The following is a 19,095-nucleotide window of genomic DNA, read 5'->3' as shown; positions in this document are numbered from 1 at the left end:
TCAGCTCAGTCCGTTGAGGGCGTCGACGCTGCCGAACAGATCGCCGCGGTCGAAGTTGTCGACCGCCACGAAGTTGGGCCGCATGCCGCGTTCTTGCTGGCACTTCTCGAGTCGGGTAAGCAGCACATCTTTGGCATTGACGACGGTCGCATCTGCGACCCGCGTGCGGTAGTTGCTGAGCCAGTGGTTGACCAGGAACAGGGGAGCGTCCTGTTCGCCGCGGAACTCCTCGCAGCTGAACTGCTGGGCGGAGCGGAACGAGAACGGTGTGTCCTGGACCCAGGTGTCGTTGTCGAGCAGCCATGGCAGCTTCTCCCCGCCGCCGACGTTCTCCATCAGGACCACGAGGCGCTTGCCGGAGTCGATCATCGATTCCAGCGTCGGCCACGGGGTTCCCTTCTTCTGCGTGTGGATGAACGGCATCAGCCCGGCGTTCTCGATGGCCTTTGCGGTGTCGGCGGGGGTGACTTCGTCCTGCACGATGAACGTCACGACCTCGCGCGGATGGGCCGTCATCCAGGCCTGGACCCGCTTGAGTTCTGGCTCGAACTCGGTGGACCCGAGCTCGCACAATGCGTGACACATGTACGCCCCGACCGGCCCGGTGGGTGTCAGGCTGAGGGCGTCCCGCAGGCGCAGAGCTGATTCGACCACCGCCTTGCCGTAGGTTTCCTCCGCCTCGATCAAGGCCGCAGCCCGGCCGCTCTCGGAGGTGGCGACAATGTCCTGGCGTTGGGTGCGCTGGCCGTACCAGGTGTCGATCAAGAACACTCGGACACCGGCTTCGAGTTGTCCGATCATGCCGGTGGGCTGCTCGGCCAGGAACCAGCCAGGTGCATCGCCCGCCGACATCGAATTGTGGGTCGCTGCGAATGACACTTGGTCGTACGTGCGTTCGCACAGTTCGTCGTGACCGTTGCAGGCCGTGCCGAGCTGGCTTGCCTCGACGATGGGCAGCTTGCTCGTTGCCGGCCAGGCAGCCGCTGTGGCTGCGCCGGCGAGCAGCAGGATGACGGTCGCAGCCGCGGCGGTCTGGGTTGCCGCAGGCGACCACTGAATGCGCGGCGGCTTCGCCCGCATGCGCCGGGCCGCCGCGATGCCGCGGACGATGTCTTCGGCGCCGGTGACGACCGCCAGGGCTCCGATCGTCACGATCACGACCGAGACGACCGTGACAGGGTGGAGCACGGTCAGGATGCCGAATGCGGCCAGTCCGAGACCACGAGCGAGCAGGCCACGCACTGTCGTCGGCGACGTCGACAAGTGACGGCGGGCGAGGACGACGAGGTCGGACAAGTCCGGGACCTTGTCGGCGCGCTGCGTCAGCCACAGGATCAGACCCGCGATCCCGGCGATCACGGTGGAGCGCCACAGACTGCCGTTGAGTTCATTCCAGGTTGCGCTCGCGATGGCGCCGGTCAGGGTCGCGCGGTCCAATCGGTCGGCGATGATCGAGGCGATCACCAGCAGCAGCGTCATGACAACCGAGACCCACAGCAGGCTGCGGCCCACGGCCGCGAGGAGATCGCGGATGCGGCGTCGTCGGATCAGGGCGGCGGCGATGACCAACAACAGCCCCAGCAAAGGCAGGAGCCAGGACATCGTGGTGGTCGTCTGCGCCAGCTCGACCAGATCGGAGCTGGCCCGCTGGCTTCCGAAGGCCGACAAGTGGAGCGCGAGATTGTCTGGCAGCGGGGCGCTCTGTTTGGGGGCGAGCGTCGTCACAGCGGCTGCCACGATGGCGCCGAGGTCGGCCAGGCGGAGGATGACCTGGTCATTGCTGTCCGAGACAAGCGCGTCATGCAAAGGAGTGATGGTCGTGCGGATGACCGGCCCGAGCGCGCGACTCGAAACTGTTGCGGCGGCTGCGGACTCGACGAGGGGCCGCAGACCCACGAGTTCGGGATTCGCCGCAATGAGCCTGTCGCTCAACAACGTCCCGACCTGGCGGGAGACATCCCCGTCCGCGCGGATGTTGTCGACGTGTTCGGCGAATCGGTTGCCGTCGATGACCTCGCGGTTGACGACGCCGGCGACCAGACCCAGCAGGATCGCAAAGGAGCCCAGGGCGAACAGCACTCGTGACAGCCACTTCATGAGCACAGCCATTTCATGAGCGACAGGCTAGCGCGTGTGGCAGGTCGCTAGTCTCATGACGTGCATGTGGCAGAAGAACTGAAGAGCTCGTGGCAGCGATTGTGGTTGCAGGCCGGCGATCCGGCGTTCGAGGAACACCCTGATCACCTGCGCCGCGAGCTGGCCCAGATCTGGGCGATGTGCGACGCCGCAGAGCAGCTTGGGAAAGCCGTGGAGGTCATTTCCGCCGAGCTCAATCTACGACTGTGTGAAATCGCCACCAGTTCGCTTCGTGACCCGGCCTCCTTCGACGAGGGCTATTGGCCCGATGCTGCTCGTCGTGCCAGAGCGGTCGACGCGGGTGTGGTGCCCGGCGTCGAGATCCCCGTCCTCGCACCCGACGATGTGAATCCTGTGGAGCTGATGGCCGAGATCATGGCCCGATCGGGGTTCTTTCGGGCTGGGGACGTTGCTCCTGTCGTGCACATGAGCCTGAAGGCGGAACGGTCCCGTCCTGGCTGGCGGATCACTGGACTTCCCGCCTCGATCCACGTGCCGGCCGGGATCTCCCACCTCGCTGCATTCGCGATCGATGAGGGCGACAATGAGGTGTTGGCAATCGTTTCGACCGACGCGATCGGGACAACAGTCGACTTGACCGAGGACGACGTCGTCACCGGCCTGCACGAGCGGGCGCGTCTGGAGGACCAGCTGACGGTCTCTGCCCTGGTCGGCGCCTTGCGATCCATGCAACCGCCTCCGGATGACACTTCGCGCTTGAGACGGGCCATGGCCCACGCAGCGGTTCTTTCCGCGAGCGCCGCGATGCACGAAACGTTGACGGTGAGGGCGCGAGCGGTGTCTGCGGCCGTGACTTCTGTGGCGTCGGTCGTGGCGCTGGACGGCCAGCCTGATCCAGCCTGGCACCTGACCCGACTGGTGACTCTGCTGTAGTCCGAGTCGGTTGCAGTTCCCATCGGTTTCAGTCCCAGTCGGTGCGGCGCCCCTGCTTGACCGAGCTGCGACGCTTCTTGGCGTCGAGGCGGCGTTCTTTGGAACCTCTGGTGGGCTTGGTCTTGTGACGTGTCCGTGGCGGCACGATCGCGTCGGCGACGAGTTCTTCGAGGCGGACGCGCGCGGCCTCACGGTTGCGGTGCTGTGAGCGGTACTGCGACGACACCACCGTGATCGTCCCGTCGACCAGGCGGTTGCTCAGCTGGGTCGCAGCCAGCTGTTTCTGGGCGGGGGAGAGCGCGGTGGTGTCGGTGAGCGACCAGATCAGCTCGACCCGTGTGTCGGTCGTGTTGACGTGCTGGCCGCCGGGGCCCGAGGAGCGAGAGAACCGCCAGGTCATCTCGCCCTCGGGCAAGGACAGTTTGTTATGCGTCATCGTCCGCAAGACTACCCATCCGCAAGACTAGTCATCCGCAAGAATCTGGTACATCGCCTTACGGGCGTCTTCGACCACCGCAGTGGCCTTCTCGCGCTGCTCGGGGGTACCGGCCTGAGCGACCTGCTTCCAGGCGTTCATGAAGCCTTTGAGGCTCGTGGCGAACTCGTGCATGTCGTGACGCGGATCGCCCTGGGCTGCGGTCCACGGCGTGCCGAGCTCCTCGCGGTGCTCCTCGACGTACGAGGTGCCGTCGTCGGTGAGGGTCGCGGTCTTGCGACCGTCGACGCGTTCGAAGGTCAGGAGTCCTTCGTCCTCGAGCTGCTGGAGCACGGGATAGATCGAACCGGGGCTGGGGGTCCAGGCGCCTTCGCTGCGTTCGGCGATCTCTTGGATCAGTTGGTAGCCGTGCTGCGGGCCCTCAGCGAGGATCAGCAGCGCTGCGGCGCGGACATCGCCGCCCCGCCCGCCACGACGTCGCCCACGAGGACGGCCGGGCCCGCCCATTCCGGGGCCCCCCCCCCCCCCCCCCCCCCCCCCCCCCCCCCCCCCCCCCCCCCCCCCCCCCGGTTGGGGTCGGGTGGCGGGTCAGCCGCCGGCGACGTAGTTGCTGAGCTGATCGCGCTCGAACTCCAGTTGTTCCATACGATGTTTGACGGCGTCGCCGATACTCAGCACGCCGACGAGCTGCCCGTCCTGCAGTACTGGCACGTGGCGGACCCGCTGCTCGGTCATGGTGTTCATCAACGACTTGAACGAGTCGTCGGGCGAGCATGCCGACACATCGGTCGTCATGATCTTGGAGACCGCGATGCCGCGGGCGTCGTTGACCTTGCGGAGTTTGCGGACGATATCGCGTTCGGAGACGATGCCGAGCATCGTGGTGCCGTCGGTGCTGACGATCAGTGCGCCGACATTGTGTTCCGCGAGCTCATCCATCAATTCGGCGACGGTGGCATCCGGCTTGATGGTGTAGATCGTGCTGCTTCCCTTGGAAGTCAGAACATCCTGTACGCGCATATCGACGACTCCGATCTCGGTGTCCTCGTACTGTAACCCGCGTCACACGTCGAGGGCGAGGATCATGACCCGCCGTCTGCCTGATCGCGGCCGAATGACAGGGAGCGGATATTGCTGGGGGGCTCCGGATCACCTTCGGGCTCATCGGTCCACGACTCGTCGGGTGGACCCTGATCGGGGAAATGACCGACGTAGGCCATGGCCGAATCGTGCAGCCGGCCATTGGTGGCAAGCGCATTGTCGCCCCAGGGCCCGGTGGCGCCGGCCAGACTCGTGAACGCGCCGCCGGCCTCGCGGACGACGATGTCGAGTGCGGCCATGTCCCACAGTTTCAGCTCTGGCTCGGTGGCGATATCGACCGCGCCCTCGGCCAGCAGCATGTACGACCAGAAATCGCCGTACGCACGGGTGCGCCAGCACCGGCGCATCAACGCGGCGAATGCGTCGGCGCGGCCGATCGTGTCCCAGCCACCGAGGGATGAGTAGGACAAGGAGGAGTTTTCGAGGTCGGAGACTCCCGAGACGTGTATCTGCCGCGAGGCCATGAGTGATTTGCCGGTGTACGCGCCGGTGCCCTTGCTGGCCCACCAGCGGCGACCTAGCGCGGGGGCGGAGACGCAGCCAGCGACGATCTCGCCGTCTTCCTCCAACGCGATGAGGGTCGCCCACACGGGTACTCCGCGCACGAAGTTGGAGGTGCCGTCGATCGGGTCGATGATCCAACGACGGCCGCCGGTTCCCTCGTCCTCGCCCTGCTCCTCGCCTAGCACGATATCGCGGGTGCGGGCGGATTTGAGCGTGCGCCGGATGGCGGCTTCGACTGCCTGATCGGACTCGGTCACGTAGGTCATGTCGGGCTTGGTGTCGACCTGCAGGTCGATCGCGCCGAAGCGGTCCATCGAGAGATTGTCGGCGTTGTCGGCCAGCACGTGAGCGAGGCGCAAGTCGTCGTTGTACGAGTGAGCCATGGCGTCAGACTACGGCGTTGCGGGCGCGAGACGGCGTGCGACGCCCCATCAGTACTCGTCCAGCTGATCGCGGCTGGCCAGGATACGGCGAAATGACTCGACGCGTTCCGGCGCCAGTGTGCCGTCGGCGATCGCGATGTCGAGTGCGCACTCCGGTTCGGTGGCCGAGTGCAGGCAGCCGCGGGGGCAGTCGCGCGCCGCGTCCTGCAGGTCGGGGAAGGCTTTGATCAGGTTGTCGATCTCGACGTGCGCCAGGCCGAACGAGCGGATTCCGGGTGTGTCGATAATCCAGCCGCCGAACGGCAGCTCGAGGCTGATCGCCGAGGTCGAGGTGTGCCGGCCGCGGCCCGTGATCGCATTGACATAGCTGACCGACCGATGCGCATCGGGCACCAGCGCGTTCACCAGCGTCGACTTGCCGACGCCGCTGTGTCCGACCAGGACGCTGGTCCGGTCGCGCAGCACATCGCGGACGTTGTCGAGATCGCCGTCCTGACGCGTCACGACGACGCGCACCCCGAGCGGGGTCAGCATCGCGACGAGTTCATCGGCAGAGCCCAGATCGGCCTTGGTCAGGCACACCAGGGGTTCCATGCCGGCGTCGAATGCGGCGACCAGGCACCGGTCGATCAGGCCAGGCCGAGGTGGCGGGTCGGCGAGCGCCGCGACGATGACAAGCTGGTCGGCATTCGCGACGATGATCCGTTCGATCGGGTCATCGTCGTCGGCGGTGCGGCGCAGGACCGTGCGACGGGGGAGCACCTCGACGATGCGGGCCAGGGAACCGTCATCGCCCGTGACATCTCCGACGATCCTGACCTCGTCGCCGACGATGACGCCCTTGCGGCCGAGGTTGCGCGACTTCATCGCCGTGACGGTGCGGCCGTCGCTGTCGAGCGTCACGGTGTAGCGACCACGGTCGATCGTGACGACGCGCGCGGTGTCGGCGTCGTCGTAGTTGGGTCGCACCTTGGTGCGCGGCTTGGTGTGGCGGCGCGGACGTTCGAACTGTGCGTGCTCGTCGTCATTCCTCATGGCATGAGGCCCGTCATGAGTTGTTCGTCATCAGGCGTTCCCAGACCGGCGCGAAATTGGGGTAGGTCTTGATCGTCGTGACGACGTTCTCGACGTACGTGTCCGGGACCCGCAGGGCTAGTACGACGCCGGCATGCGCCATGCGGTGATCGTCGTAGGTGCGGAACGTCTCGGCGTGCAGCTGCCGGGGCCGGATGGCCAGACCGTCGCTGAGTTCTTCGGCGTCTCCGCCGAACCGGTTGATCTCGGTGACCAGCGCCGCGAGCCGGTCAGTCTCGTGTCCGCGCAGATGCGCGACGCCGGTGAGCCGCGACGGGGTCGTGGCGAGGGCGGCCATCGCGGCGATGACCGGTGTGAGCTCGCCGACGTCATGCAGATCCAGTTCGACGCCGGTGAGGTCCGGTCCGGCCGTGAACAGCAGATCGTCGCCGTCAGCCGCGACGCTTCCTCCGAAGGCCGGCACGATCTCGCGCCACGCATCGCCGGCCTGATCGGTATGGGTGGGCCAGTTGCGGATCCGCACGCTGCCCCCGGTGACCAGGGCGCCGGCGATGAAAACACCCGCATTCGACAGATCGGGCTCGATCTGGACGTCGAGCGCCTCGATCGGTCCCGGATGGACTATCCAGCGGGCCGGTTCGTCGGTGTCGATGCGGACGCCGCGGCGGCGCAGTTCGGCGACCGTCATCTCGATATGCGGCATCGACGGCAGTGAGGTTCCGATGTGGCGCAGGTCGAGGCCTTTGTCGAACCGTGCGCCGACCAGCAGCAGCGCCGAGATGAACTGGCTCGACGACGAGGCATCGATCTCGACCGGTCCACCCGCAACCCGGCCCGTCCCGTGCACCGTGAACGGCAGGGAACCCCGACCCTCGTCGTCGACCGTGACGCCGAGGCTGCGCAGCGTCGCGATCGTCGTGGCCATGGGGCGGATGCGGGCGTGCTCGTCACCGTCGAACGTCACTGAGGTGTTGCCGAGGGCAGCGAGCAAAGGGACGAACCGCATCACGGTGCCGGCCAGTCCACAGTCGACCGTGACCGGCTCGGTTCCAGAGGCTGCGGCAGGTATGACGGTCCAGGTCATGCCTTCGCGCTGGATCGTCGTGCCGAGAGCCGTGAGCGCGGCCGACATGAGTTGAGTGTCCCGTGATCCCAGCGGCCGGGTGATGGTCGAGGGACCGTCGCCGAGCGCGGCCAGGATCAGGGTCCGGTTGGTCAGCGACTTGGAGCCGGGCACCAGGACCTCGCCGACGAAGGGAGTGTCGCGGTAGGGCGCGAGCCAGGGGAGCGGGGCAGTCATCGCGCCCAGCTTATCGCTCCGTCGCGCGACGCGGAGCTAGCTGCGCAGATGGTCCAGCTGGTCGGCGACCGACGATGCGGCTTCGGTGACCTTGTCCTTGGCGCGGCGCCCGATGAACTTCTTGTGCGGCTCGGGATCCAATGTCGCCATCAGGAGCCCGCCGGTCATCGACAGATTCTTCAGGAAATGGATGCGCTGATTGGCCCTGGCGGCCGGATCGGTCTCGTTCCAGTAGGCGTGACCGGCGATCGTCGTCGGCGGCATCGTGGCCGCCAGGACGACCGAGGCGATACGTGGCAGGTGCCCCGTGGCCAAGGCGACGCCGCCGATGAGCTGCACGGCACCGTTCAACCGGGTCAGGTTCGCGCCGTTGACCGGAAGTTCAGGCGCGATCTTCTTGATCAGATCGGCAGTCGGCTGGGCCTTGGCGGCGCGGGGCCCCGGCGACTTGAGCGCATTGGCGCCGCCGACGATGAACATCGATGCCAGCAACGGACGGGCGACGGTTCGCAACAAAGTCATGACTCAATTCATACCGGACCCGGGCCGGTAAGCAAGGTGGGATCGAAAATTGGTGTCACGACGGGTACTGGTAGATCGGCGATCGGAAGGAGACCGAGTTGTTGTCGGGGCGCGGATCGCCCGTCGCGGTCACGCTGATACTGCCGGAGGGTCGCAGTCCGATGGCCTTGACGATGAACGTCGCGCCCTGCCCGGCTGGAAGGCTCGTGCTGCAGGTCAAAGAACTCAGATTCTGGTTCCGGGTCGCCGGCCCGCAGTCCCATCCGGCACTGACGACACCTCGAAATGTCACCTGTCTGGTGAACTGCATCGTCACGGTCACCGTCTGATCGGCGGCGCGTCCCGCATTGGCCGCAGTGATCGAAGTCGTGAACCTGCGCTGCAGAAGTGTGTCGTCCGAGGTGATCGTCGAAGCGGCGATGCCGTAGTCCGTCGGGCTGATGGGCGGCGGAGGCGTTGGTTCCGGCGGGGACGTCGGCGTGGGAGCCGGGGTGGGGGTGATCGACGGTTCGGAATCGGGCTGGTCCGCCGGCCCAGGCGAGTTCTGGGGATCGGTCGGTGTGGTCGCGGTCGGTTCCGAAGGTTGCGTGGCCGAAGGTGCGGGGGACAGCGTGGGCGTCGCGGCGGCCGGTTCGACATGGGGGCGGGTCGTCTCCGCGGTGTCGGGGGCGACCTTGGCCGGTGTCGTGATCCTGGCGGCTGGCGCCGCCTCGGTCATCTGGGGGGCTCTGTTACCAGCAGAGTTGAAGTCGGTCACGACGGCGATCGTGCCGGCCGCCGCGACACATGTCACGACCGCCGCTGTGGCGATCCCCTGCACGCCCGATCCCGTCACCACGGTCCCGACCGACTTCGCCGGTTCGATGATCAGCTTGGCCGCGACGAGTTTGAGTCCGACGGTCCCGGTCCCTGCCGTATAGCCGGTGAAAACCGATCCGAGGAGGGCCGGGCCGAGGATTCCGCTCAGGTTCCCGTTGATCTCGGCGAGTTCGAGGTACAGCCCGGTGCAGCGGCTGCAATCGTCGAGATGGGTCTCGACCTTGACGACGTCGCGCTGTGACAATCCCTTGCGGACATATGCGCCGAGCATGCCGGTCGTCGTCCGGCAGGAGGCATGCAGCGACGGGGCCAGGTGGCTCTGCAGATACGCCTGGCGTAGGCCCTCACGAGCGCGATAGGCCAGGGCCGAGACGCTGTTGGCGGTCATGCCCAGGAGCGGTGCGACGTCGGCGGGCTTGTGACCCTCGACATCGAGATGCCACAGCACGAGTTGCCAGCGTTCGGGCAATGAGGCGAATGCGGTCGCGGCCGCGCCTTGTTCGAAACGCATCTCAGCCGGGTCGACGAAGTCGACGGCGCGGTCGAGTTCGGCCTCGTCGTCGGTCGTCCTCACTCGTTGGCCCGCTCGGATCCGGTCGATGTGCAGGCGACGAATCGACGTCAGGAGATAGGCCCGGAAGAACTCCTCCGGGCCTTTGCCGTTCTGCAGCGTCGTGAGGACCCGGATGAAGCTCTCGGCGACCAGATCGTCGGCATCCGGTCCGGAGACGAGCTGCCGTGCCAAGTGCATCGCAGCATCGCGGTGACGCTCGAACAGGACGCCGTACGCGTGGGTGTCTCCGGCACGTACGGCAACGATGAGTTCGGCGTCGCTTGCCATGGCAATGTCGCCGAGTAGTTCTGACACGTCGAATCCTTCCCTCCCGGATCAACGAGCCATGATGCGGACGGTCACGAGGGACCTGCTGAACATTTGCTGAACTTTGTCAGCGAAACCGCGTCATGCACCGTGTCCGGCGTCGTCTCACTCATGTCCGGCAATTGAGAGGAGTGGTGAGTGTTCGACTCGGGGTTGAACCACGCGCTCCTGCGAAATGCCGTCCGCGACGGTGGGCCGGACGTTGTTGACGTTGCACACGAGGTGGGAGCGAGTGCAGCGCAACTGGGTGTCCCGCTTCACGAGGTCCTGGATCACGTGGAGCGGGCCTATGCCCCGCAGGAGCCGTCCTTCGCGGCGATTCGGGCGGCTGCGGTCGCCTGGGCCGAGACGGCTTTGATCCATCACGCGGATATCGCGTGTGAGGATCCGTTGACGTCCATGGCCACCTTGCCGTACGTCCGCTCGCGCTTGGCAGAGATCTATCGGGGGGCTGAGAGCGTGGGGCGGCGGGCGACGGACACCAGTGCGCTGGTCGTGGTGGAGTTGCCGCGGATGACGGTGGGACACGAGATCGAACTGTCTTTGCGGGCGCTCGACATCGCAGAGGTACTTCGACTCGTGTACACCGGCGACGAGACGATCGCGCAGTTGTCGACGCGCAGATTCGCCGCGTTGGTCGCCCGTGAACGTACCGACGATGTGACGATCAGCCTGTTGGGGCTGCTGGTCGATCGTGCGATGCAGCACAAGGGACAGTCACGTATCTGGGTCGAGCACCTGCCGGCGTCGGTCGACGGTATCGCGCATGTGCTCGCCGAACTGAGTGAATAGCCCGGTGTGGCAGGCTTGAGGCATGTGTGGACGCTATGCCACGACTCAGACCGCCGCATCGCTGAATCAGGCCTTCGAGATCGATCTGGCCCGGGCGACCGACGAGTTCGAACCTGACTACAACGTGGCGCCCACCAAGCCCGCACCGCTCGTGATCGGTCGACGTGCGGACGACACCGCCGAGTTCCAGCGTGAGCTGTTGACCGCGCGGTGGGGACTGATCCCCAGCTGGGCCAAGGATCCGTCGATCGGCAGTCGGCTGATCAATGCGCGGACCGAGACCGTCGCCGAGAAACCTTCGTTCAAGAACGCATTCGCCAAACGGCGGGCGCTGGTGCCGGCCGACGGATACTTCGAGTGGTACACCGCGCCGCCGGTGGAGGGCCAGAAGAAGCCGGCCAAGCAGCCGTTCTACATCACGCCCAAGGACGGGTCGATTCTCGCGATGGCCGGTCTGTACGAGTTCTGGAAGGATCGCGAGGCCGATGAATGGGTCGTCAGCTTCACGATTCTGACGACGTCGGCCGAGGACGCGCTGGGGCGGGTCCACGATCGCATGCCGCTGTTCCTCGATCCCGCGTCCTACGATGCCTGGCTGGATCCGGCACCACGACACTCCGATGATCTGCTCGACCTGCTGATCCCGGCCGCGCCGGGGCGGCTCGACGCATTCGCGGTGTCGACCGCGGTCAACAACGTCCGCAACAACGGGCCCGAACTGATCGAGCCGCTGCCACCGGAATAGCGGGCCGGTGTGGATGGTTGTAGTGCGTAGGAGGTCAGATGACGAATAACGCCGCATGCCTGGAGCCGTCCATCACGCCACTGCGCAAACGTCCGCAGGCGGGAGTAGGGTGGGAGGCGATGACAGCGACGCCCGAACCCCCCGAAATCCCCGATGTGCGGGAGACCGAAACCACGGAGCAGCGACAGGCTCGCTTCGAGGCTGACGCGTTGCCGTTCCTCGATCAGCTCTATTCGGCCGCGCTGAGGATGACGCGCAATCCGCATGATGCCGAGGATCTGGTCCAAGAGACGTTCTCGAAGGCGTTCACCGCATTCCATCAGTTCAGGCCGGGCACCAACCTCAAAGCGTGGCTGTACCGGATCTTGACCAACACGTACATCAACTCGTATCGCAAGAAGCAGCGTCAGCCCCAGCAGGTCACGAATGAGATCGAGGACTGGCAGATCGCGCGCGCCGAGTCACATGGATCGTCGGGCTTGAAGTCCGCCGAGATGGAGGCGCTGGAGCATCTGCCCGACAGCGACGTCAAGGATGCGCTGCAGGCACTGCCCGAAGACTTCCGGATGGCCGTCTACCTGGCCGACGTCGAAGGATTCCCGTACAAGGAGATCGCCGAGATCATGGAGACGCCGATCGGCACTGTGATGTCGCGACTGCACCGGGGCCGTCGTCTGCTCCGCGAGATGTTGGCTGACTATGCCCGTGATCGGGGCATGGTCGTGACGGCGGTGGGGGAGAAATGAACCCGTGTGACGGACCCGACTGCGAGCAGGCGCTGGAGAATCTCTACCTGTTCATCGATCAGGAGATCGACACCGCCAGCTGCGCTGAGATCGAGACTCATATCAGCGAGTGCACGCCGTGCTTGAGCGAATACGAGCTTGAACGTGTGGTCAAGTCGCTGGTGTCGCGCTCGTGCTCCGAGGTGGCCCCGGAGCCGCTTCGCGCCAAAGTGCTGATGTCGATCCGTACCGTGCAGATCCAGATCACCGAGCAACGGGCGCAGTAATAACGACGAAGCCCCTGTCCCAGGAGGACAGGGGCAACTCTTATTACGGCAGTTCAGCAGTTGGGGCGCTTGCCGTGGTTTGCGCCCTTCTTGGCGCGCGCACGACGCTTCCGTCCTCTTTTGCTCATGGTGTCCTCCTCAAGAAAATCGTCGGTTCAGTCTCCCACAGGCGCGATGCGCGACAAGAATCGCTCCCTGTCGACGATGACCCGGCGCACTTCGCCGGTCGCCAGGAGCGTTCCCGCAGCGTCTTGCGCGACGACCTGGAAGCGGAGTAGACGTCCGTCCTCGTAGATCACGGTCGCGGTGGCGGTCACTTCTGAGCCGACGGCCGTCGCAGCGAGATGTTCGAGCTCGATTCGCGTGCCGACGCTGGTCTGCTCGGGGGAGAGGTCGAGAGCCGCGCAGGTGGCCTCCTCGCACCAGGCCAGCAGCCGGGGCGTCGCGAGGACTTCCAGATCGCCCGACCCCACGGCGCGGGCGGTGTCTGCGGGAGTGACTGTGTGAGTGATGCTCGCCATCTGCATCCCCCCAACCTAACGCTCGCGAGTCACCAACTTACAAACGATGAGTCACTGAGTTACTCCCGACGAGTCGCTTACTTACGACGGTGACTCGGGAGTGGTAACTGAGTGACTCGGGAGTGGTAACTGAGTGACTCGGGAGCGTCAGGAGGACCAGGCCTGCCAGAGCTTCGCGTAGCGACCGTCGGCAGCCACGAGCGCATCATGGGTGCCGTGTTCGACGATGCGACCCTGGTGCATCACGATGATCCGATCGGCAGTCTGCGCCTGGGTCAGGCGGTGCGCGACGACCAATGACATCCGGTTGGCGGTCACCGCGAGCGCGGCCTGCTCCAGATCACGGGCGCCGGACGAACCCGCTTCGGCGGTGGCCTCGTCGAGCACGACCAGCATGGGGTCGAGCAGGACAACGCGAGCGAGGGCCAACTGCTGGGCCTGCGAGGGAGTCAGTGGCGTTCCCAGGTCGCCGACTCGGGTGTCGAGTCCGGCAGGCAGCGCTCGGGCCCAGCGTTGTGAGCCGGTGACCTCGAGTGCTGACCACAAGGCATCGTCATCGGCGTCTCCGGCCGCCAGAAGAAGGTTTTCGCGCAGGGTTCCGGCGAAGACATGCACTTCTTGCGAGACAAGGGCGATGTGCCGACGGATATCGGCCTCGCGTGCGCTCCCCAGATCGAGCTGCCCGAGCTGGACGGTTCCGGCAGTGGGCGAGATCGCGCCCGCGACAATACTGCCGAGCGTTGTCTTACCGGCGCCCGTCGCGCCGACAACCGCGATGCGTTCACCGGGCTTGATCTCCAACTGGACGTCCGTGAGCACCTCACGGCCGCTCTCGTAGGCATGTCGGACGCCGCCGACTCGCAGTTGTGCTCCTTCACCGGGATGCTGGTCGGTTCTGACCGGCGCGGGGATCAGCGCGACTCCCGCAAGCCGGGCCAGCGCCGCGCCACTCGATTGGACAGCGTCGAACACGAGCAGCAGGGCGCCGATGGGATTGAAGAGTCTGTGGAAGAACAGCGCCGCAGTGGTCGCCTCGCCGACCGAGACGATGTCGGACCGGACGAGCAGGAAACCGGCTGACAGCACGAGCACCAGGCCGACCAGCTCCGAGCCGTTCGTGCGGAACCCGAACCGGGTGTAGAGCTTGAACACCGACATCGTGATCTCGAGGGCGTTGCGGGATGTGCTGTGGATCTGGTCGAGAGCATCATGTTCCCGGCCGAAGGCACGCAGGGTCGGAGCGCCGTGGACGCCTGTCACCAGGGCGCCGGCCCGCTCACCTTCGGCGGTGCGTTCTTTGCGGTAGAACGGCGCGGAGCGCGGCAGGTACCAGCGCAATGCGAGGACGTAGCAGGGTGCCGCAGCGAGTCCGGCCACCCCGAGACGCCAGTCGAGCGCGAACAGCCCACCGGCTGTGAAGATGATCGCGGCGAGCGAGTTGATCAGCAGCGGCACGGCTTCGTCGAGGGACTCGGTCAGATGCCGCACGTCGTCGCCGACGCGTGAGATGACATCGCCGATCCCGGCTGCCTCGATGCGCTCGGTCTCCAGATGCAGGGCGCGATCGAGGACGTCCTCACGCAGGCTGGCCAAGGCAGGAGCGGCGGCATGTGCGAGTGCAGTCGTGGAGAGGACGGCGAACAGGCCCCCTAGTACCGCCGCGATGACCATGATCGCGACCGAGCGTTGGATCTCGCCGCTGCTGGCACCATCGCGGACGGCATCGACGACCCGTCCGATCATCCAGACGGGTACGACTCCGGCCAGTCCGACGGCCAGGAACGACACGATCGTCAGCGTCAGGCTTGCGCGCCGTGCCGCGACGAGGCGCCAGGCCAAGCGGGTCGTGTCACGCGCAGATGCGACGGGAAGCAGCTTGTTCGAGCTGCTGGTCGAGGGTGTCGTCATCGCAGCACTGCCGCCCGGTATGCGGTGTCGTTCATGAGTTCGACGTGTGTCCCGCTGGTCACGATACGTCCGTCCTGGATGAGCAGCACGCGGTCGGCGCGTTGTAGCAGCGCCGGACTGGACGTGATCAGGATCGTCGCTCCGACCGGGGCCCTCACGGCGTGCAGTCCGTCGGCGATCGCCTGCTCGGTCACTGAATCGACCGCACTGGTCGGATCCTGCAACACCAGGAGCGGCGCTTTGACCGCGAGGGCCCGTGCGAGTGCGAGCCGCTGACGTTGTCCGCCCGACAGGCTCAGGCCGCCGGGACGGACGGCTCGATCGAGTCCATCGGGGTGCAGGGCGACGACATCGTCTGTTGCCGACGCGGTCAGGACAACTGCGAGGTCATCCGGGCCGAGCGTGTTGCCGGGATCGACGACGCTGCGCAAGGTGCCTGCGAAGATCTCGGTGTGATGGGCGTTGACGAGCAGAGCCTGTCGACGCGACGAGATCGACACGTCGACCAGGTGCACCCCGCCGAGACGCACTTGGCCGCTGTCGGCCGTCCGGCTGCCGGCAAGCAGGTCGACGACGGCATCCGACGCCGACGGATCGTCGATGACGAGGGCGAGGAGCTCGCCGTCGACCGTCTCGAAGGAGATCGGGCCGATCGGCCCGGCCGACACCTGGTCGAAGACGATCTGCGGACGGGGTCCAGTCGGCGACTGATCACCGTCCGTCAGAAGACGTGGAGTGTCGAGGAACTTCTTGATCCGTCCCGCCGAAGCCCGTGACGCCGCGAACTGGGCACTGATCTCACCAAGGCCGGCGATCGGCTCGGCCAGGAACTGGGTCAGCCCCACCAGGGCGATGAGCTGGCCGACCGTGATGTCGCCGTCGAGGGCGCGGGTGCCGGCGACGACCGTCACGATTGCCAGAAGCAGGCCGCTGAGACCCGTGGTGAGTCCGGCGAGGTAGCCCCACGAACGGGCGACGGCGATCGTGTCGTCCCGCGCCCGCAGGCTCGCCCGCCGGTAGCTGCGCAGGGCGACGTCCTCGCCGCCGATGCCTTTGAGCGGGCGCAGCCCCTGAACCAGGTCGCCGGCGAGCCCGCTCGCGGCAGCAGTGCTCTCTTGCTGGCGTCCGGTCCGGCGCGCTACCAGCGGCGTGACGGCCTGGATGACCAGAACGACTGTGGGAACGCCGATCAGGATCAGCAGACCGAGCACGATGTCGACTTGCAGGACATATGCGGCGACGACGAGCATGCTGAGCAACGATGCGACGGCGAACGCCAGTTGCCGCAGCACGACGGCCACAAGATCGGCGTCCGACGTGGCGAGCGACAGCGTCTCGCCGGGCAAGGCGGTGGTTTTCGCGCCGCGGGGATCCAGGACGTGTTCGGYGATCTCACTGCGCAGGAGATGGGCCTCTTCGACGACGCTTCTGACGACGAAACGGGAGCCGAAACGGTATGAGTTGCTCAGCACCGCGAACAGGACCACGAGCATCAGGATCGACAGTGCGAAGTCACTGGCGTCACCGGTTGTCACACCCTGGTCGATGATCACGCCGATCGCGACCGGGACGAGGGTCTCGCACAACTGCCACGACATGATCAACGGATATCCGCATGCCAACCGCCGGCGGTGACGCTTCAGGGCGCGCCAGATCAGTTGTAGTCCTGAGGTGGGGGTCTCAGGCATGGGCCGCAGTCCGACGCGGAGTTCCGAAGCAGCCCATAGACACAAGGTAAGGCTAACCAACTTGTGAGTGGGTCGTCAGGACCCCCTCCGGTTGTGGTTCCGGGCGAGTCAGATCTCGCGCGAGAATCCCCAGAGTGCGACGCCCGGTACGGGGGACCAGTCGAGGTCAGGTCGCCGGGCGAAACCCTCCGAGACGTACAGACCGTGCGCAGCGGTCATCTCCGGCAAGGAGCACAACAAGACCTCGCTGAGCCCGGAATCCCGAGCCTGATCGAGGCACGCCGACACGAGCAGACGAGCGATACCGCGGCGCCGGGCGAGTGGGGCTACCGACAGTGTCCGTAGTTCTCCCTGATGAGGGGCATGCGCCATTTGCGCGCTCGGCGAGCCGTGCGGGCACCACGTCACAGTGCCCAGCAGCGCACCGTGTTCGGCGGCCACGAGCACGGTGCTGCCAGCGGCACGTCCTCGGACATCCGCGAGCCAGGTGGCGTACTCCTCGTCATATGCGCCGTCAGGCCTCACGAGATATCCGTTGGCGTCGTACCCGGCGACGGTGAGTTCGCCGACGGCCAGGAATTCGGCGTCCTGTGCGGATCGGATCTGAATTCCGGAACTCATGTCACCAACGTATCTGCGGGGCGACAACCGCCCCTTGAGGAGGCGACAAGTACCTCTTCAAGGGGCGATAAGGACCTCGTCAGCGTTCAGATGCCGGTTGTCGCTCGGGGATATGCCGCGTTGACGTCGGTCATGACGTTGACGAGGTAGGGCACGCCGGAGTCGAAGGCGCGATCGATCGCCGGACCGATGTCCGCCGGATCGGTGACCAGCTCGCCGCCGCCTCCGAGTGCGGTCACGACCTGGTCGTAACGCGTCTGCGGGGCGAGGTCGGCCGCGACGTCATAGCCGTAGAGCCACTGCATGGGGCCTTTTTCGAGTCCCCAGGCCGAGTTGTTGCCCACGATCATCACGACCGGCAGATTGTGCCGGACCAGCGTGTCGACGTCCATCAGCGACATGCCCGCTGCCCCGTCGCCGTACAGCAGCACGACCTGGCTCGACGGCCGGGCGATCCGCGCGGCGATCGCGGCACCGAGGCCGGCGCCGAGACAGCCGTACGGGCCCGGATCGAGCCATCCGCCGGGTCGCTGGGGCTCGACGAACTTGCCGGCGAACGATACGAAGTCGCCACCGTCACCGATCACGACGGCGTCGGACGCGAGGCGCGGCAGCAGTTCGCCGTAGATGCGGGCGGGATGGATCGGATCTGCCTGCGCGGTCAGCAGCTCACTGTCGCGAGCGGTCGCCGCGGCGACTTCGTCCTGCAGCACCGCCAGCCACGGCGACCAGTCGGGCTTGCTGCCGGCAGTGGACTGCACAGCGGACAGCAGTCCGTCGAAGACCCGGGTCAGGTCGCCGCTGACTGATCCGGCCAGTGGGGCATGACCTGAGACCTGGCCGGGGGAATCGGCGATGTGAACCGTCCGCGCGGGGGTGGCGCCGTCCTTGCCGCCGAAGACGCCGTAGCCGAGCCGGAAGTCCAAAGGTGTGCCGACAACGATCACGAGATCGGCGCGGTTGAACGATGTCGACCGAGCCTTGGTCACGAGCTGCGGATGGCCGCCGGGGACGATGCCGCGTCCCATGCCGTTGGAGATCACCGGAATACCGGTCTCGACGACGAACTGCAGCGCCGCGACCTCGGCATGGTCGGCCCACACGTCGGTTCCGAGGACGAGGACCGGTCGCTCGGACGCGGCCAGCAATGCGGCGATCTGACCGATCGCTTCGGCGTCGGGCGCGATCGGATCGGCCGGACGTCCCGTGGAGGCGTACGTCGCTGCTCCGCTGTTGAAGAACTCATCCATCGGGACGTCGACGAACGTCGGGCCGCGGTGAGATGAACCCGCCAGGGTGAATGCCGCATCGACGGTCGGCGCGATGTCGGCCAGGTGTGTCGCGGTGGTCGAAGACTTCGTGATCGACTCGAACACCGGCGGGTGGTCGAACTCCTGCAGACTTCCGGTGCCCCAACGGTTATTGGGCGCACGCCCGCCGATCACGACGAGCGGCGAACCGGAGAAGCTGGCCTGCGCGACCGGGCTGACGCCATTGGTCACACCTGGGCCTGCCGTGAGCACCGCGAGGCCCGGCTTTCGGGTCAGCTTGCCGATGGCTTCGGCGGCGAACACCGCGGTGGGCTCGTGTCGCACGTCGATGATCGGCATGGGGGGCTCGGCCTTGACCGCGGCGTCGTACATCGGGAAGACATGCGCACCTGACAGGGTGAACATCGACTCGACGCCGTGGGCGCGGGCCACGTCGAAGGCGTGGATACCGCCGTGGGCGGGTTCAGGCGAAGTCGGATCGGGAGTGGTCGGCTCGGTCTGCGTCATGTGACGCAGGTTACCCGCCG

The 19,095-nt window shown here is 66.3% G+C and carries 20 protein-coding genes; 5 read left to right on the top strand and 15 right to left on the bottom strand.

Translation table 11 applies throughout. The annotated features are described in order from the left end of the window. Entirely contained in the window at positions 1–2,109 is a 2,109-nt protein-coding gene (locus ACXJKC_RS09850) for a hypothetical protein (protein ID WP_456696517.1), read from the bottom strand. Positions 2,110–2,163: 54 nt separating this feature from the next. Between ACXJKC_RS09850 and ACXJKC_RS09845 the strand changes: the two genes are divergently transcribed. Continuing rightward, positions 2,164–3,030 (top strand): hypothetical protein, encoded by an 867-nt coding sequence (locus tag ACXJKC_RS09845; RefSeq protein ID WP_456696516.1) that lies wholly within the window; start codon positions 2,164–2,166, stop codon positions 3,028–3,030. A gap of 28 nt (positions 3,031–3,058) precedes the next feature. Here the strand turns inward: ACXJKC_RS09845 and arfB are convergent, their stop codons facing one another. From arfB to ACXJKC_RS09805, 8 genes are all read right to left on the bottom strand, one after another. After that, complete coding sequence (gene arfB / locus ACXJKC_RS09840) at positions 3,059–3,466, bottom strand: alternative ribosome rescue aminoacyl-tRNA hydrolase ArfB (RefSeq protein ID WP_456696515.1); 408 nt, start codon at positions 3,464–3,466, stop codon at positions 3,059–3,061. 27 nt (positions 3,467–3,493) lie between these two features. Beyond that, positions 3,494–3,973 (bottom strand): PadR family transcriptional regulator, encoded by a 480-nt coding sequence (locus ACXJKC_RS09835; protein WP_456696514.1) that lies wholly within the window; start codon positions 3,971–3,973, stop codon positions 3,494–3,496. Positions 3,974–4,054: 81 nt separating this feature from the next. After that, positions 4,055–4,486 (bottom strand): CBS domain-containing protein, encoded by a 432-nt coding sequence (locus ACXJKC_RS09830; protein WP_456696513.1) that lies wholly within the window; start codon positions 4,484–4,486, stop codon positions 4,055–4,057. A gap of 62 nt (positions 4,487–4,548) precedes the next feature. Next, positions 4,549–5,454 carry an inositol monophosphatase family protein gene (locus ACXJKC_RS09825; RefSeq protein WP_456696512.1) on the bottom strand — a complete coding sequence of 302 codons (906 nt, stop codon included), beginning with the start codon at positions 5,452–5,454 and terminating at the stop codon, positions 4,549–4,551. 48 nt (positions 5,455–5,502) lie between these two features. Next, positions 5,503–6,489 carry a ribosome small subunit-dependent GTPase A gene (gene rsgA, locus ACXJKC_RS09820; RefSeq protein ID WP_456696511.1) on the bottom strand — a complete coding sequence of 329 codons (987 nt, stop codon included), beginning with the start codon at positions 6,487–6,489 and terminating at the stop codon, positions 5,503–5,505. A 13-nt stretch (positions 6,490–6,502) separates the two neighbouring features. Then, positions 6,503–7,789: a 3-phosphoshikimate 1-carboxyvinyltransferase gene (gene aroA, locus ACXJKC_RS09815; protein WP_456696510.1), complete on the bottom strand. Its 1,287-nt coding sequence runs from the start codon at positions 7,787–7,789 to the stop codon at positions 6,503–6,505. Between the two features lie 36 nt (positions 7,790–7,825). Next, entirely contained in the window at positions 7,826–8,311 is a 486-nt protein-coding gene (locus ACXJKC_RS09810; RefSeq protein ID WP_456696509.1) for a DoxX family protein, read from the bottom strand. A 55-nt stretch (positions 8,312–8,366) separates the two neighbouring features. Then, positions 8,367–9,998 (bottom strand): sigma-70 family RNA polymerase sigma factor, encoded by a 1,632-nt coding sequence (locus ACXJKC_RS09805; RefSeq protein WP_456696508.1) that lies wholly within the window; start codon positions 9,996–9,998, stop codon positions 8,367–8,369. A 150-nt stretch (positions 9,999–10,148) separates the two neighbouring features. On the opposite strand from ACXJKC_RS09805, the gene ACXJKC_RS09800 reads away from it, so the two are divergent. From ACXJKC_RS09800 to rsrA, 4 genes are all read left to right on the top strand, one after another. Then, positions 10,149–10,802: a hypothetical protein gene (locus ACXJKC_RS09800; RefSeq protein ID WP_456696507.1), complete on the top strand. Its 654-nt coding sequence runs from the start codon at positions 10,149–10,151 to the stop codon at positions 10,800–10,802. A 22-nt stretch (positions 10,803–10,824) separates the two neighbouring features. After that, positions 10,825–11,547 carry an SOS response-associated peptidase gene (locus ACXJKC_RS09795; protein WP_456696506.1) on the top strand — a complete coding sequence of 241 codons (723 nt, stop codon included), beginning with the start codon at positions 10,825–10,827 and terminating at the stop codon, positions 11,545–11,547. Between the two features lie 119 nt (positions 11,548–11,666). Beyond that, the gene (locus ACXJKC_RS09790; RefSeq protein ID WP_456696655.1) at positions 11,667–12,293 is read left to right on the top strand and encodes a sigma-70 family RNA polymerase sigma factor; all 627 of its coding nucleotides are present in this window, start codon (positions 11,667–11,669) and stop codon (positions 12,291–12,293) included. Further along, the gene (gene rsrA, locus ACXJKC_RS09785) at positions 12,290–12,559 is read left to right on the top strand and encodes a mycothiol system anti-sigma-R factor (protein WP_456696505.1); all 270 of its coding nucleotides are present in this window, start codon (positions 12,290–12,292) and stop codon (positions 12,557–12,559) included. The genes ACXJKC_RS09790 and rsrA overlap by 4 nt, the downstream gene beginning before the upstream one ends. A gap of 53 nt (positions 12,560–12,612) precedes the next feature. On the opposite strand, the gene ACXJKC_RS09780 is transcribed toward rsrA, so the two are convergent. The 6 genes from ACXJKC_RS09780 to ACXJKC_RS09755 form a co-directional block, all read right to left on the bottom strand. Beyond that, positions 12,613–12,687: a 50S ribosomal protein bL37 gene (locus ACXJKC_RS09780; protein ID WP_456696654.1), complete on the bottom strand. Its 75-nt coding sequence runs from the start codon at positions 12,685–12,687 to the stop codon at positions 12,613–12,615. A 27-nt stretch (positions 12,688–12,714) separates the two neighbouring features. After that, positions 12,715–13,080: a thioesterase family protein gene (locus ACXJKC_RS09775; RefSeq protein WP_456696504.1), complete on the bottom strand. Its 366-nt coding sequence runs from the start codon at positions 13,078–13,080 to the stop codon at positions 12,715–12,717. A 147-nt stretch (positions 13,081–13,227) separates the two neighbouring features. Next, complete coding sequence (locus tag ACXJKC_RS09770; protein WP_456696503.1) at positions 13,228–14,988, bottom strand: ABC transporter ATP-binding protein; 1,761 nt, start codon at positions 14,986–14,988, stop codon at positions 13,228–13,230. Next, entirely contained in the window at positions 14,985–16,676 is a 1,692-nt protein-coding gene (locus tag ACXJKC_RS09765) for an ABC transporter ATP-binding protein (protein ID WP_456696502.1), read from the bottom strand. The genes ACXJKC_RS09770 and ACXJKC_RS09765 overlap by 4 nt, the downstream gene beginning before the upstream one ends. Positions 16,677–16,784: 108 nt before the next feature. Then, positions 16,785–17,297 (bottom strand): GNAT family N-acetyltransferase, encoded by a 513-nt coding sequence (locus ACXJKC_RS09760; RefSeq protein WP_456696501.1) that lies wholly within the window; start codon positions 17,295–17,297, stop codon positions 16,785–16,787. An 86-nt stretch (positions 17,298–17,383) separates the two neighbouring features. Beyond that, on the bottom strand, positions 17,384–19,075 hold the full coding sequence (locus ACXJKC_RS09755) for an acetolactate synthase (RefSeq protein ID WP_456696500.1): 1,692 nt from the start codon (positions 19,073–19,075) through the stop codon (positions 17,384–17,386). Positions 19,076–19,095: the final 20 nt, after the last annotated feature.

The sequence above is a fragment of the Aeromicrobium sp. P5_D10 genome, assembly GCF_054049535.1.
Note: the sequence above shows the minus strand (reverse complement) of the source record. Positions and strands in the feature narration are given on the sequence as shown.

Bases quoted from the DNA above. Each gene is read 5' to 3' on its own strand.
- aroA (WP_456696510.1), bottom strand. From the start codon at position 7,789: ATGACTGCCCCGCTCCCCTGGCTCGCGCCCTACCGCGACACTCCCTTC.
- ACXJKC_RS09825 (WP_456696512.1), bottom strand. From the start codon at position 5,454: ATGGCTCACTCGTACAACGACGACTTGCGCCTCGCTCACGTGCTGGCC.
- ACXJKC_RS09760 (WP_456696501.1), bottom strand. From the start codon at position 17,297: ATGAGTTCCGGAATTCAGATCCGATCCGCACAGGACGCCGAATTCCTG.
- rsgA (WP_456696511.1), bottom strand. From the start codon at position 6,489: ATGAGGAATGACGACGAGCACGCACAGTTCGAACGTCCGCGCCGCCAC.
- arfB (WP_456696515.1), bottom strand. From the start codon at position 3,466: ATGACGCATAACAAACTGTCCTTGCCCGAGGGCGAGATGACCTGGCGG.
- ACXJKC_RS09810 (WP_456696509.1), bottom strand. From the start codon at position 8,311: ATGACTTTGTTGCGAACCGTCGCCCGTCCGTTGCTGGCATCGATGTTC.
- ACXJKC_RS09775 (WP_456696504.1), bottom strand. From the start codon at position 13,080: ATGGCGAGCATCACTCACACAGTCACTCCCGCAGACACCGCCCGCGCC.
- ACXJKC_RS09795 (WP_456696506.1), top strand. From the start codon at position 10,825: ATGTGTGGACGCTATGCCACGACTCAGACCGCCGCATCGCTGAATCAG.
- ACXJKC_RS09770 (WP_456696503.1), bottom strand. From the start codon at position 14,988: ATGACGACACCCTCGACCAGCAGCTCGAACAAGCTGCTTCCCGTCGCA.
- ACXJKC_RS09790 (WP_456696655.1), top strand. From the start codon at position 11,667: ATGACAGCGACGCCCGAACCCCCCGAAATCCCCGATGTGCGGGAGACC.
- rsrA (WP_456696505.1), top strand. From the start codon at position 12,290: ATGAACCCGTGTGACGGACCCGACTGCGAGCAGGCGCTGGAGAATCTC.
- ACXJKC_RS09830 (WP_456696513.1), bottom strand. From the start codon at position 4,486: ATGCGCGTACAGGATGTTCTGACTTCCAAGGGAAGCAGCACGATCTAC.
- ACXJKC_RS09850 (WP_456696517.1), bottom strand. From the start codon at position 2,109: ATGGCTGTGCTCATGAAGTGGCTGTCACGAGTGCTGTTCGCCCTGGGC.
- ACXJKC_RS09835 (WP_456696514.1), bottom strand. From the start codon at position 3,973: ATGGGCGGGCCCGGCCGTCCTCGTGGGCGACGTCGTGGCGGGCGGGGC.
- ACXJKC_RS09755 (WP_456696500.1), bottom strand. From the start codon at position 19,075: ATGACGCAGACCGAGCCGACCACTCCCGATCCGACTTCGCCTGAACCC.